13 protein-coding genes are annotated in these 13,075 nt (G+C 44.1%); 10 read left to right on the top strand and 3 right to left on the bottom strand.

The window, feature by feature from the left end; all coding sequences use genetic code 11:
- Entirely contained in the window at nt 1–1,785 is a 1,785-nt protein-coding gene (locus tag EZE20_RS10380) for an ABC transporter ATP-binding protein (RefSeq protein ID WP_132117267.1), read from the bottom strand.
- A 298-nt stretch (nt 1,786–2,083) separates the two neighbouring features.
- On the opposite strand from EZE20_RS10380, the gene nusB reads away from it, so the two are divergent.
- The 6 genes from nusB (at nt 2,084) to coaE (ending at nt 5,800) form a co-directional block, all read left to right on the top strand.
- On the top strand, nt 2,084–3,247 hold the full coding sequence (nusB, locus tag EZE20_RS10375; RefSeq protein ID WP_132117265.1) for a transcription antitermination factor NusB: 1,164 nt from the start codon (nt 2,084–2,086) through the stop codon (nt 3,245–3,247).
- Nucleotides 3,248–3,329: 82 nt separating this feature from the next.
- The gene (locus EZE20_RS10370) at nt 3,330–3,632 is read left to right on the top strand and encodes a YtxH domain-containing protein (protein ID WP_132117263.1); all 303 of its coding nucleotides are present in this window, start codon (nt 3,330–3,332) and stop codon (nt 3,630–3,632) included.
- A gap of 32 nt (nt 3,633–3,664) precedes the next feature.
- Nucleotides 3,665–4,114 (top strand): DUF1573 domain-containing protein, encoded by a 450-nt coding sequence (locus EZE20_RS10365; RefSeq protein ID WP_132117261.1) that lies wholly within the window; start codon nt 3,665–3,667, stop codon nt 4,112–4,114.
- 39 nt (nt 4,115–4,153) lie between these two features.
- Nucleotides 4,154–4,456 carry a preprotein translocase subunit YajC gene (gene yajC / locus EZE20_RS10360; RefSeq protein WP_132117259.1) on the top strand — a complete coding sequence of 101 codons (303 nt, stop codon included), beginning with the start codon at nt 4,154–4,156 and terminating at the stop codon, nt 4,454–4,456.
- Between the two features lie 28 nt (nt 4,457–4,484).
- Complete coding sequence (locus EZE20_RS10355) at nt 4,485–5,192, top strand: YbbR-like domain-containing protein (RefSeq protein ID WP_228713680.1); 708 nt, start codon at nt 4,485–4,487, stop codon at nt 5,190–5,192.
- Nucleotides 5,189–5,800 carry a dephospho-CoA kinase gene (gene coaE / locus EZE20_RS10350; RefSeq protein ID WP_132117257.1) on the top strand — a complete coding sequence of 204 codons (612 nt, stop codon included), beginning with the start codon at nt 5,189–5,191 and terminating at the stop codon, nt 5,798–5,800. Before EZE20_RS10355 ends, coaE begins: the two co-directional genes overlap by 4 nt.
- Here coaE and EZE20_RS10345 read toward each other — a convergent pair.
- Both EZE20_RS10345 and EZE20_RS10340 read right to left on the bottom strand, forming a co-directional pair.
- Complete coding sequence (locus EZE20_RS10345; RefSeq protein ID WP_132117255.1) at nt 5,797–7,554, bottom strand: DNA polymerase III subunit gamma/tau; 1,758 nt, start codon at nt 7,552–7,554, stop codon at nt 5,797–5,799. The two genes, coaE and EZE20_RS10345, sit on opposite strands and share 4 nt — an antisense overlap.
- A gap of 101 nt (nt 7,555–7,655) precedes the next feature.
- The gene (locus EZE20_RS10340) at nt 7,656–8,516 is read right to left on the bottom strand and encodes a glycoside hydrolase family 16 protein (RefSeq protein WP_317129164.1); all 861 of its coding nucleotides are present in this window, start codon (nt 8,514–8,516) and stop codon (nt 7,656–7,658) included.
- Nucleotides 8,517–8,554: 38 nt separating this feature from the next.
- On the opposite strand from EZE20_RS10340, the gene EZE20_RS10335 reads away from it, so the two are divergent.
- From EZE20_RS10335 to EZE20_RS10320, 4 genes are all read left to right on the top strand, one after another.
- Nucleotides 8,555–9,550, top strand: coding sequence for a GSCFA domain-containing protein (locus EZE20_RS10335; protein WP_132117253.1), 996 nt, complete (start codon nt 8,555–8,557; stop codon nt 9,548–9,550).
- Nucleotides 9,551–9,634: 84 nt separating this feature from the next.
- Nucleotides 9,635–10,741 carry an Mrp/NBP35 family ATP-binding protein gene (locus EZE20_RS10330; protein ID WP_132117251.1) on the top strand — a complete coding sequence of 369 codons (1,107 nt, stop codon included), beginning with the start codon at nt 9,635–9,637 and terminating at the stop codon, nt 10,739–10,741.
- A gap of 69 nt (nt 10,742–10,810) precedes the next feature.
- Nucleotides 10,811–11,074: a NifU family protein gene (locus EZE20_RS10325; RefSeq protein WP_132117249.1), complete on the top strand. Its 264-nt coding sequence runs from the start codon at nt 10,811–10,813 to the stop codon at nt 11,072–11,074.
- Nucleotides 11,075–11,246: 172 nt separating this feature from the next.
- Complete coding sequence (locus EZE20_RS10320; protein WP_132117247.1) at nt 11,247–12,983, top strand: D-alanine--D-alanine ligase family protein; 1,737 nt, start codon at nt 11,247–11,249, stop codon at nt 12,981–12,983.
- Nucleotides 12,984–13,075 lie beyond the last annotated feature (92 nt).

The following is a 13,075-nucleotide window of genomic DNA, read 5'->3' as shown; positions in this document are numbered from 1 at the left end:
TTACATTTCTTCCTCAGCCATCAGCTGTTTTTCGTACAATTCTTTATAAACACTCTCATTTTGAATCAGTTGGTCGTGGGTTCCTTCTTCCACAATGACCCCATTGTCCAGCATAACGATTCGGTCGGCTAGCTTGGCCGATGAAACCCGGTGCGAAATAATAACCGAGGTACGGTCTTTCATGATTCGTTTTAAATTATTCAGGATAATGTTTTCGGTATTTGTGTCTACTGCCGAAAGACAATCGTCCAGAATAAGGATTTTTGGATCCCGGGCAATGGCCCGAGCAATGGACAAACGCTGTTTTTGACCACCCGAGAGCGTCACGCCTCGTTCACCAAGGCGCGTTTCGTACCCATCTGGAAACTCACGAATCGTGGTCATTAGATCCGCATCCTGAACCGCTTGCTCAATTTTTTCAAAAGGCAGTTCATTTATTCCAAACTTAACATTGTTGGCAATCGTGTCCGAAAACAGGAAAACATCCTGAGGAACATAGCCCATCTGCTGCCGCAAATGCTGTACTTTATAGTCTTTTAGCGGAATGTCATCAAGGTAAATGTTCCCCTGCGTTGGATCGTACAAACGGCAAATAAGATTGGCCAACGTACTTTTTCCCGAGCCGGTGGTGCCCAAAATCGCTACACTTTCGCCGGATTTTATGGTTAGATCAAAATTATGAATTGCGCGGATTCCTGAGTCAGGATACAGAAAACCGACGTTATCAAAACGCAGCCCACCCTGAATTTCAGGGGTAAGATTTTTTTCAGAAATAAGGGTCGTTTTTTCGTCCAGAAATTCATTGATACGAACCTGAGAAGCTGCCGCCCGCTGAATTTGACTGGTAGTCCAGCCCAGGGCCATAACGGGCCACGTGAGCATGTTAACGTATAGGATAAACTCCGTAATGTTGCCGGGCGTAAGCGTTCCGTTGATGATTTCCTGTCCGCCGACGTAAATTACCAATACGTTGCTAAGTCCGACGAGAAGCATAATAATTGGAAAAAAGAGCGCATCTACTTTGGTAAGGCTCAGGGATTTATCTTTGAATGACTCCGTTTCTTTTTTGAAATTCCCGAACGAATAATTTTCCTGCACAAATGCTTTTATGACCCGAATTCCCGAAAACGCCTCCTGAACATAGGTAGACAAATTGGAAAGTTGCCGCTGAATTTCTTCCGAACGTTTGATAATAATACTATTGACAATATAAATACTAACCGAAAGCAATGGGAGCGGCAAAAGTACGTACAAGGTAAGCTTGGCATTGACCGAAACCATGTAGGAAATAACCAGAATAAACAGCACAATGAGGTTGATACCGTACATCAGCGACGGCCCCACGTACATTCTGACTTTGCTGACATCCTCCGAAATCCGCGCCATGAGATCGCCGGTGTTGTGCTTCCGATAGAAACTCATCGGCAAGCTTTGGTAGTGCTCGTAAATGTCGTTTTTTAATTCGTATTCGATATGTCGGGACATTACGATGATGGTTTGACGAACCAAAAAAAGAAAGAATCCTTTCAGCAAAGCCATGGCCAAAATCAGCAGACCGTACAGTAAAATACTATTGGTGAAAACGCTATACATTTCAGCCTGAATCGGCGAGCCGTCAAACAGGTAATAAATGTCAAGCGTTTCCCGAACGAGATCCAGCGCATAGCGCACAAGTTGGGCCGGAAAAATTCCGAAAAGATTGGAAATAACCGTAAATAAGGTTCCTAAGATCAGGTACCATTTGTATTTTAAGAGGTACTTATTAAGATACGCGAGTGCTTTCACGTGCAGGGTATGAAAGGTGAAAAGTTGGTACTGTGCTTGGCGATTAACACGAACCAGGCTCAAAACGTTGCAAATTTTCTGGATTCATTCGGTGGCCTGCTTCCGATTGTTAACAAAAAAATCTAATTTTGCGGACAATTTTACCGATCAGAAAACAAAAGATAAATAGTTGCAGGGGCGTTGAGGAGTATAGGTGTGGATTGGTTTTTTTAGATAAAATTCCAGTTGCTCACGAGAATCCCAGCACCCAACACGTTCTTTACTTTACTGCTCCATACATTCATTTCATAGCAGCATTATGCTCAACCGAAGATTATTACGTACCAAGGTGGTTCAGGCACTGTACGCCAGTCAGATTGCAACCGAAGCTGACCGATTGTTGGCGATTGACGAAATAGCAGAAGCCTATTTACCGGATTTGAATTCCATGCTTCCTCAAAATCGGGAGAAGCTGGAAGGATTGAAGCGCCTGTCTATCATGACGTTAGGAGAGTTGATAAAGAAAGGTCAGCCTTCAACTGATGAAGAACTTCCGTTTGAAGTGATTCAAACCGCACGGCGGGCGTTTGAAACCTATACTCGCCAAACCCAACGGGATCGTCAGGCCATAGTGCGGCGGGTTTTGAAAGAAACCGAAGCCATTTACGATGAATTTCTGTCGATCATCATGCTTCTGATGGAACTTGGTTTTCAGTCAAAATTGGAACGTGAGCGCGAATATCCCGATCCGGACATCGTGTTTCCGATTGAGTCCGGGCTTGATACCAATGCGGTTATTTTGCTCTTACAGGCAAGTGAAACACTTGAAATAGAGTTTATTCGCCGGGGGATATCATGGAGTAACGACCTCACAATTATCCGAAAAACCTTTCGTGAAGCCCTTCGTTCGGATGATGTATATATTGACTATTGTAAAAAAAATGTGCACACGCCGGAAGAAGATCAGAAAATGGTGCAGCACGTTTTGAGGCAGGTAATTTTAAAACACGAAATTCCGCTCACGCATTTACAGCAAAATGACCTCTATTGGGAAGATCATTTTGAGCTGATCCGGGGGTTGGCCATTAAAACGCTGAAATCAGCCGATACCGGAAAAATACAACTTCCTGAGTTGACCGATGATTGGGATGAAGATCAGTTTTTTGTAGAAGAGCTTTTTAACAAAACCATCGAACACGAAGCCGAATATGAAAGCTATTTGCACGAGCAACTAAAAAATTGGGACCTCGAACGGATTGCACAAGTGGACATGATTATCATGAAAACCGCTTTGGCCGAATTGATTCATTTTCCTTCCATTCCGGTGAAAGTGTCAATAAATGAATATATCGAAATTGCAAAACGTTATAGTACTCTGAAAAGTGGTAAATTTGTCAACGGAAATCTTGACCGATTGGCCGAAAAACTAAAAGAAAAAGGGATTATTCGCAAGAGTGGACGCGGATTGATTGATAATAAATAAAAAATTGACCTCAGTAAAAGCATTTTTTGAATCAGTATTCACAATCATAAATTATAATCTAGAACGATTAACCATTTAAGCCATGAGCAGTTCAAGCCGTACACTTTTAGCTTTCTTAACCGGATGTGCCACAGGTGCAATTCTTGGAGTCTTATACGCACCGGAAAAAGGGGAAATCACCCGCGATCGGTTGACGTACCGATTGTCAAAATACCGGGAACAGTTAGAGAAATTGATCGCAGATTTGATCGAAGGTAAAAACCTTCCTGACAGTTTAGCCAAAGCAGAAGGTGAGCGCGTGGTCAGTGATGCGCGTGAAAAAGCCGAAAAACTTCTGGAAGATGTCGACCGATTGATGGCGCAAATTAAAAACCAAAACGGTTGATTTTTTCTGACTATCCAACGTCTACGTACAAAATGAAAAAGAATCAGTTTCAGGTCCTGCTCCTGCTCGTTACTTTGGGCGTTTGGCTGGCCGCTTGCGGAACCAATACCGAAAAAGGCCGGGCCGATGAATTGAAAGAAAAAATGCCCGTAATGACGCTTCTCGACAGCGCAACTTTTCAGTTTGGCAGCGTAAAAGAAGGTGACATTGTAGAGCATACCTTTCGCTTTCGGAATGAGGGTGAATTCCCTTTAATCATCAATAATGTAAGTGCTTCCTGTGGGTGTACTATTCCGGAATGGCCCCGCGACCCAATTGCCCCGGAAGAAGAATCTTCCATTTTGGTGCGTTTTAACAGCAAAGGCAAGCCGGGTCAACAGGTGAAAACCATTACGGTATATGCCAATACGGAGCCCGCATCGTCCGAGTTGCGGTTACAGGGTATTGTTCAGGCGGCTGCTGATTCCGTTGCCATTCAATAGAATTATTTGTTTCATTTTATATTTTCAACTCTTCGACCTATGTTAGTTTCTATAATTGCTCAGGCGGCAGCCGGCGGCTCACAGGCTATGATTTACCAAATTGTCATGTGGGTAGGTATCATTGGCGTCTTTTATTTTTTCATGATTCGTCCACAACAAAAAAAGCAGAAAGAGCAAAAGGAACTGTTGGCTGGAATTAAAAAAGGTGATGAAGTAGTTACAATTGGCGGCTTACATGGAAAAGTGTTTTTGGTTGACGAAGCCACTGTTACACTTGATTTGGACAAAGGTGTAAAGCTTACGTTTGACAAATCAGCGATCAGCCGTACGATCAAAGCTTAATCCATTTTATTTCAACTGATTTTACCTCGTGAGCCAGGCAGCATCCAAAAATAGTAAGGTAAAAACGTTTGTCGGCTGTTTATTGGCGGCTACGTTTTTTTGGTTAATGACGGCTCTTAATAAGGATAATTATTCCCTACGACTGGATTATCCGATTCATTTTCAGTTCGATGAATCCCAGTTTATACCAGTACAGCCGTTGCCCAAAACTGTTTCAGTAAACGTTTCGGGTGACGGCTGGAATCTTTTGCGGAAGTCGTGGCTAACTTTTGTAGAAAGCCCGGTAGAGTATAAGGTAATTAACCCACTGAAAGCCAGTGTCATTAATTCCACTTCGCTGACTGATCAAATTGCCGAACATTTTCCGGATGTAAAAGTAAATTACATCATTGCGGATACCTTTGAGCTAGGTTTTGAACGAAAGATTTCTCGAATAATTCCTGTTCGGGTTGATAGCCTGAGCATAGATCTTCGTCCGGGTTTTGTAATTTCCAGCCTTATAAATGTCTCTCCATCGCTAATCTCAGTAGAAGGTCCTGCATCAGAAGTAAGTAATTTTCCTGATACCATTCGTGTTCAGGTTCCTGCCAGTAAAATTCAGAACAATTATGACGAAAATTTGTCGATGAATATTCCCTATCTACCCCTGGTAGAGGTGAGTCATTCGTCGGTTTTCGTGAGTTTTGAAGTAGCTCGTTTGCTGCGTCCTCTCCCTGTCACGACTGCAAAAAAATGAGAAAAGCCCCGCTAGAAATTGGTGTAACCGGTGGCATTGGCTCTGGCAAAAGCATTGTTTGCCGAATTTTCAGCTGCCTGAATGTGCCAATTTACGATGCAGATAAACGCGCCAAATGGCTTACTGTGAATGATTTAGACCTTAAAAGTCAGATTGTTACCTTGCTTGGTGAATCGGCCTACGATTCCGACGGAACCTATAACCGGACGTACGTTGCTCAGCGGGTTTTTAAGGATTCTGCTCTGCTTACCCAGCTAAATCAGCTGATTCATCCAAAAGTACATGAAGATGCAGCTGACTGGCTGAAATCCAAATTGCATGTGCCTTACGTCATTCGTGAAGCGGCCTTAATGAAAAAAGCAGGGGATCAGAATACGCTCGATTTTACTGTCCTGGTAACTGCGCCTCTTGATTTACGCATCAGCCGAACCCTCGCCCGCGATCCGCACCGAACGGCGGAGGACATACGTGCGATTATGCAGAATCAACTTTCGGATGAAGAACGTCAGAAATTTGCTGATTTTGTGATTGATAATTCAGCAGACTCTCCTTTGATCCCGCAGGTCTTAACTCTACACAACCATTTTTTGGAGAAAGCTGCACATTAAAAGTCCGTATCCAAACCAAGAACTTTCTGTAATTCCTGCAATTGCGGATTCTTTTCTACCAGAAAATTAAACTTATCCTGTGCTGTGTAAGGCCGCCACGCTACCTCCTGCGGCGCTACACGTCCTTCGAGAGAGAGGGTAGGAGCATCAAGGTATTGTCTTAAATAGCCAATCAAATCGTTTCGCAGCGTATTCAAAGCACCAAGCTGTATGTCATTGGTCAGGGCAAGCCGGATCACGTCTCCATCAAGTTCAGGTTCGAGTCCGAGGGTTACTTCTTCGTTGGATAAATTAAATTGATTCTTCCTGATTTCGGCAAATTCTTTCCAATGCAGAATCAAATTTTCTTTGGTCAGGGGTTTTTTGGGACGATCGGCAGGTGGCGGAGTTATAGTTTTTGAAGGCTGTGTCACTGATTCCTTTGGCTGAACTGCCACGACTCCCGGCACCAAATGACTGGTACTTCGCAAGCGACTTCCGACCGGAATTTTTACCTCTGCCGGGTTATTTGTTGTTGTCGTTGTTGGTTTGGTAGCCGCAGTTGCCTGATAGGCCGGAGAGCCCGGCTCAGTTGTGAGGACTACCTCGGGCTCAGCTTTTTTTTTTAAGGCAGCGTGGGAATCATCCCCTGATCCGGGTAAAGATTCAATCGACAAAATATCGGGGAGTCTTGAAATCTTAATCAAAAATAGCTCAATGTGGAGTCGCTGATTTTTTGAAGATTTGAAGTTTATATCGCATTGACTACCAATACTCATGGCCGAAAGCAAAAAGCTTAGATTGGCCCGCATAGACTGATCCAAATATTTGGCTTTGGCGTTTTCGGACACTTCCAGTAATGATACCGTGACCGGATCTTTGCATACCATGAGGTTGCGGAAATGTTCCAAAAGGCCAATTAAAAATAAATGCCCGTCGAACCCTTTACGAATAATTTCATCAAAATAGATTAAAGTATTGGCAATATCCCCGGCTAAAAGCGCATCCGTAATTTTGAAATAATAATCATAATCCAGAATGTGCAGGTTGTCGAGTACATTGCTGTACGACAGTTCGTTATTAGTAGAAAACGTGACATTCAGGTCAAACATGGAGAGGGCATCGCGCAAACCGCCGTCGGCTTTTTGACCAATCAGTTCCAATGCCTCGCGATCTGCCTGAATTCCTTCTTTTAGGGCAATAGCTGACAGGTGATCCGCAATATCTCGTGGCTGAATGCGATTGAAGTCAAATATCTGACAGCGTGAAAGAATGGTAGGTAAAATCTTATGCTTCTCGGTGGTTGCCAAAATAAAAATGGCGTAGCCGGGAGGTTCTTCCAGCGTTTTCAGAAATGCATTAAAAGCCGACTGAGACAGCATGTGCACCTCATCAATGATATAGATTTTGTAAGAACCGGTATGCGGCGGGTAGCGTACCTGATCAATCAGATTCCGTATATCTTCAACCGAGTTATTTGAGGCAGCATCGAGTTCATGAATATTGAAAGAAGCATTATTCTGAAAACTTACGCACGATTCGCAGGCCCCGCAGGGTTCAATGTCATCGCTGAGATTCTGGCAATTGATGGTTTTAGCCAAAATCCGCGCACAGGTAGTTTTGCCTACGCCACGCGGTCCACAAAACAAAAATGCCTGGGCAAGGTGATTTGTCCGAATGGCGTTTTTGAGTGTGGTGGTAATATGTGCTTGTCCTACAACTGAATCGAAGGTTATAGGGCGGTATTTTCGGGCTGATACAACAAAATGCTCCATGCGTGCAAGTTACTGCCGTGGCCCCGGAAATCAAAGACAACGCCTGCCGGAGACAAGATAAATGATCGGGACCGGAGTGCAGAAAATTGATAGTCAAACAATTACTTTTTTTCAATTAAAGGGTAAACCCGCACATAGTCAATCTCCATACTTTGAGGAAAAATCGTGTTATCAACCCCTTTGGCACCGCCCCAATTTCCACCGATGGCAATATTCAGAAGCAGATGAAAGGGTTTGTCAAACGGCCATTCCTGCCAGCCATAAGTGGCTTCTTTTTTGAAACTAAAATACGTTTGTCCGTCAATGGCAAACGTGATAATGTCCGGTTTCCATTCACAACTATACACGTGGAAGTCCGTAGAAGCGGCGTCAACCATTCGGTTATTGCCCTTATTGGTTTGAATTGAGTGGTTAAACGCCTTGGTGTGTACATTGGCATGAACTTTACTTTGATCATAGCCAACATGCTCCATGATATCCAATTCCCCGTTGTCGGGCCAATATTGGTTGCCATACGCAGACTGACTGGCGAGCATCCAAATGGCCGGCCACGTGCCGACGCCGGAAGGCAATTTGGCACGGATCTCAAATTTGCCGTACAAGAAATCTCCTTTGCCTTTCGTTACCAACCTGGCGGAAGAATAGGCATTCGTGCCCGAGGCTTCCTTTATCGCCTTAATTGTAAGGATACCCTCCTTCACAAAAGAATTATCTAAATTGTTGGTGTAATTTTGCAGTTCATTATTACCCCAGCCTTTTCCTCCCAAATCGTAGCCCCATTTTGTCGGATCTGGCTTTCCGGAATAATCAAATTCATCCTGCCAACTCGGCGTTGAACCGAAGGTATATTCCGTTTTGATAGGAACGATAGGAGGTTTTGATCCAGGAATGGTTTCATTTTCCTGGCAAGCCATGCTAATCAATAGAGGAAGAGGTAACAAAAGTAGGGCAATTCGCATCATAAAAGTAAAATAGGTTAGTTGCATCTTATTCAAATATAATGAAGTCCATACAACTTCGAACTGAAATATCAATAAAATCATCTGAGTGGACGCTCGATACCAGCACACCAATTCTTACGCTAGGGTCCTGCTTTGCCGAAGTGCTTGGAAATCAGCTTTCTTCCTATAAATTTCCGGTATTGAGCAATCCCTTTGGAACGGTGTTTAATCCGTACTCTATGGCGCAACTGCTCACCATGGCGCTGGAAAATATTCGCCCTTCGGAGGAGCTATACGTCCGAAATTCAGATGGGATTTGGCTTCATTACGACTTTCATTCCATGTTTTGGGCTACAAGTAAACGGGAGCTTGAAGCATTGCTTGTGAAAAAACTTGATGAAGTTCGTACCTTTTTATCGACGGCCAAAGTATTGGTCCTGACGTTTGGTACAGCTCATGTGTACCGGTATCGTAAAAACCTGGCAATTTTGTCCAATTGTCATAAATCTCATCCAAACGAGTTTGTGAAAGAGCTGCTCAGCCATGATCAACTTATCAACCGGTGGAGTCATTTAATACAGACGTTAGGGTTGTCCCGCAAGATTTTGTTAACCATAAGTCCGGTACGGCATGTTCGTGACACACTTCCAATGAATCAGGTAAGCAAATCGGTTCTTCGGATTTTTTGCCACCGATTGTCCGAAATGTATCCCAACGTGTCGTATTTTCCATCCTACGAAATCATGATGGATGACCTGCGCGACTACCGGTTTTACGGCCCGGATCTTATTCATCCCAACGAAGTGGCTGAGGAGTATATCTTTCAGCTTTTTTCCAAAACATACATCCAAAAAGAAACCCTGACGCTGATGGAAGAGTGGGATGCTATTCTGAAAATGCTGGAACACCGGCCTCGTCACGGACTTACGCCGGGCTATAAATCACATCTCAAAACCATTCATACTCGTCTGCTTGGCGTGTCCGAAAGCCTGAATGTTTCGTCAGAAATTCATGAAATAGAACAACGAATCAGTGAATTTCCGGATGAAGGATAAACTCATCTGTGCAGAAAGATGTTAGGTAATTATCCAATAGCTTGCCAATTTTAACCCCTAAATAAGGAATAAAGAAAAAATCGAATGGGAGAATTTACAATAAATAAAGAGAAGATATTACACGCGTTAAGTACAGTTCAGGAGCCTGATCTTAAAAAGGATCTTGTAAGCCTGGGAATGATTCAGGATATAGAGGTAGGTGTCAATCAGGTAAGTTTTACCGTAATCCTGACTACTCCGGCCTGTCCGCTGAAAGAATTAATCAAACGTAGCTGTGTGGAAGCGATTCATACGCTATTGAGCCCGGACATTGACGTGCGTGTCAATCTGACGGCAAACGTAACATCCATTCGGACTGGCGCTTCGCTGATTCCGGGGGTGAAAAACGTGATCGCCATTTCGTCAGGCAAAGGCGGAGTGGGCAAGTCTACCGTAACGGCTAACCTTGCCATGGCGCTGCATCGTTCGGGTGCGAAAGTCGGAATTATTGATGCTGATATTTTTGGGCCTTCGATTCCGGTAATGTTTGGCGTAGAGGATATGCAGCCGACCATTACGCCAAAAGATGGCAAAAACTTCATTAATCCGATTCGTCAATACGGCATAAAACTGATTTCGATTGGTTTCTTAACTCCGGCAGATAGCGCCGTGGTTTGGCGTGGTCCCATGGCAAGTCAGGCACTTCGTCAGTTTTTTGGCGATACCGATTGGGGCGATTTGGACTATTTGCTCATTGACCTTCCACCCGGCACAAGCGATATTCACCTGACATTGGTGCAAACAGTGCCTGTAACGGGTGCAGTTATTGTGACAACTCCCCAAAAAGTAGCTCTGGCTGATGCCAATAAAGGGTTGGCAATGTTTCGACAGCCACAAATCAATGTGCCTATATTGGGAGTTATTGAAAATATGGCCTACTTTACCCCGGCAGAGTTGCCTGACAATAAGTATTATATTTTTGGTAAAGGAGGTGGTGCCAAGCTTGCTGAGCGCCATGAGGTTCCGTTTTTAGGTCAAATTCCGCTGGTACAAAGTGTACGTGAGGCAGGAGATGAAGGCCGACCGGCGGTAATGGATGCCGAATCAGTAGCCACAGTTGCCTTTAGGGAAGCAGCCGAAGCACTGGCACAGCAGGTTGCTATTCGGAATGCAAACTCCGATAAAACCAAAGTGGTAGAAACTCGTGTTTAAAGAAGAGACCCGAAAAAAGTTTGATTTACTACTGAAAAAGTGCAAATTAGCACTCCTAGATATACCAAAATGAATATAGAAGAAAAGAGTACGCTGATAGCCCTCATTGAATCTGCCCTTGACACGGTCAGACCGTACCTGGAAGCCGACGGAGGGAATGTGAAGCTGGCCGAAGTAACAGACGACCTCGTGGTGCGGCTTGAACTGATCGGCTCGTGCCAAACCTGTCCAATGAATGCGATGACTTTTCGGGCCGGCCTGGAAGAGTCGATACGCAAAGCCGTGCCCCATGTCAAGCGTGTAGAAGCAGTCAACGTGCCTAGTTTGGCCTGAAATAAGTTGGCTTTGCAGCTATAAGACAAAGGAGCTTCTTTTGGATTCACTGTAATCCAGAAGAAGCTTTTGTTGTTTTTTATGGCTTTTATTGAATCTTCACCTTAGCCTTTGCATTAATTATAAAGCGATTGTTATCTTGCAAATTCGTCTCGAAATCATCGTTTTTACTATGCGTATTGGTATTTTTTTTGGTGGCCCATCCCGGGAAAGGGAAATTTCGTTTGCAGGTGGCAAAACCGCCATGGAGCATTTGGATAAAACCCTTTTTGAACCTGTTCCCATTTTTGTAGATAGCTTCGGGCGTTTTATTCGTCTTCGGCCCGAGCTGATTTATTCGGATACCATTCGAGATTTCTTTCCATCACCCGAACTTCAACCGTCGGGCTTTTTGCTGTATGCTGAGTCTTTTCCGGAGCTTCGGGAGCAGGCCGTCGAGGCAGCGATTGGTGAATTGATTGCCCCCGCTACGCTAACCGACTACATAGATTTTGCCTTCCTTGCCATGCACGGACCCGACTGTGAAGACGGCGCGATTCAGGGTTTATTGGAGTGGCACAAAATTCCGTACAGTGGTCCCGGACTGATGGGCTCGTCGGTTGGGATTGATAAAGTGCTTCAAAATGAGATGATTGCGCTTGTAAACGGGCAGGAAAAGGAAACCGCAGTTTTGCGATATGAGCAGTGGCAGGACGCCGATCGGAGCCTGATTTTTGAGCAATTAAAAACAGAACTTGGCTTACCAATTGTAGTCAAAGCGCCGCATCAGGGTTCGTCTATTGGAGTAGCAATTGTTCAAAAAGACGACTTCGAAGCATTTGAACTGGCGGTAAATCAATGTTTTTTTCAGGTAGAGTTGTTTCACGGCGACTGGATCTCCAAATCAGCAGAAGAGAAAAAAGCGTGGGCGCAGAAAATGGCCAACATGGATGAAGGTATTGGCTATCCGCTGTTGGTACAGGAGCAGAAGGTTTACAAACCCGATGTCCTGATTTCTGTTTTGGATACTTTTTTTGAAGAAAATTCAACAGCGCCTGCCGTTTTATTGAGCAGCAATGCAGAAGATCAGGTTTTGTTCGAGACATTTGTGCGTGGGCAGGAGTTTTCCTGTGGCTGTATCCAACTTCCTGATGGAACGCCATTGGCACTGCCACCTACCGAAATCGTAAAAGTGGTCGAGGTTTTTGATTTTAACTCAAAATATAAACCCGGTGCGACCCGTAAACGGATTCCGGTAGATACAACCACTGAGCTTAATCAAAAAATACGTGATCAAATATCACGGGTCTTCAGCCGATTAGGAATGAACGTGTGTGCCCGAATTGACGGATTCCTTACTCCTGAGGGCGACGTCCTTTTGCATGATCCCAATACCATTCCGGGCATGTCGCCTACGTCGCTGATCTTTAAGCAGATGGCCGAAGTCGGGCTCAACGTGACACAATCCATTACCTATTTTATTCGGCAATCCTTGCGGGAACGCATCCGGACTGGAAAAAATACCCTGAACCTGCGTCAGCAACTTCTGTTGCTCGATGAGTCAATTGCCAAACAGCTGTCGTTACCAAAGCCTTCTGTCGGTCTGGTTTTTGAGGCTACCGACGCTGCTTATGCCAAAGCACGAAAGAAATTTGGTCAGATTGGGGCGGAAGGTAAACAAATCGCTATTCCTTTCCTGAAACTTTCTGAGCAGGAATACATCCGGCTTCCGGTTCAGCTTATGTTCAAGGATTTTGTCGAAGACCTTTTGGAAGCAGCTCAAAATGAACGAAATGACGTTTTAAGCTCGACCTCAGAGGAAGCATTTTCCTTAACTGCTTTTTTTGCGGGAATAGTTCAGTTTGACTGTCAGGTTGTTTCTGACCTCTCCTCAATTGAAAAAATTGAAGAATGGATTAATTTGGATTAAAATTTACTGAAAATCCTGAATAAGAATTTAAATAGTCTAAATCCAGGTTTCAAAGAGCATAGAATAACCATTGAAAAATTGGAAATATCTAT

Source organism: Arundinibacter roseus, assembly GCF_004348825.1.
Classification (GTDB): Bacteria; Bacteroidota; Bacteroidia; order Cytophagales; family Spirosomataceae; genus Arundinibacter; species Arundinibacter roseus.
This window is presented reverse-complemented; position numbering and strand designations above follow the sequence as displayed.

Bases quoted from the DNA above. Each gene is read 5' to 3' on its own strand.
- nusB (WP_132117265.1), top strand. From the start codon at position 2,084: ATGCTCAACCGAAGATTATTACGTACCAAGGTGGTTCAGGCACTGTAC.
- EZE20_RS10370 (WP_132117263.1), top strand. From the start codon at position 3,330: ATGAGCAGTTCAAGCCGTACACTTTTAGCTTTCTTAACCGGATGTGCC.
- EZE20_RS10365 (WP_132117261.1), top strand. From the start codon at position 3,665: ATGAAAAAGAATCAGTTTCAGGTCCTGCTCCTGCTCGTTACTTTGGGC.
- yajC (WP_132117259.1), top strand. From the start codon at position 4,154: ATGTTAGTTTCTATAATTGCTCAGGCGGCAGCCGGCGGCTCACAGGCT.
- coaE (WP_132117257.1), top strand. From the start codon at position 5,189: ATGAGAAAAGCCCCGCTAGAAATTGGTGTAACCGGTGGCATTGGCTCT.
- EZE20_RS10345 (WP_132117255.1), bottom strand. From the start codon at position 7,554: ATGGAGCATTTTGTTGTATCAGCCCGAAAATACCGCCCTATAACCTTC.
- EZE20_RS10340 (WP_317129164.1), bottom strand. From the start codon at position 8,516: ATGATGCGAATTGCCCTACTTTTGTTACCTCTTCCTCTATTGATTAGC.
- EZE20_RS10335 (WP_132117253.1), top strand. From the start codon at position 8,555: ATGAAGTCCATACAACTTCGAACTGAAATATCAATAAAATCATCTGAG.
- EZE20_RS10330 (WP_132117251.1), top strand. From the start codon at position 9,635: ATGGGAGAATTTACAATAAATAAAGAGAAGATATTACACGCGTTAAGT.
- EZE20_RS10325 (WP_132117249.1), top strand. From the start codon at position 10,811: ATGAATATAGAAGAAAAGAGTACGCTGATAGCCCTCATTGAATCTGCC.
- EZE20_RS10320 (WP_132117247.1), top strand. From the start codon at position 11,247: ATGCGTATTGGTATTTTTTTTGGTGGCCCATCCCGGGAAAGGGAAATT.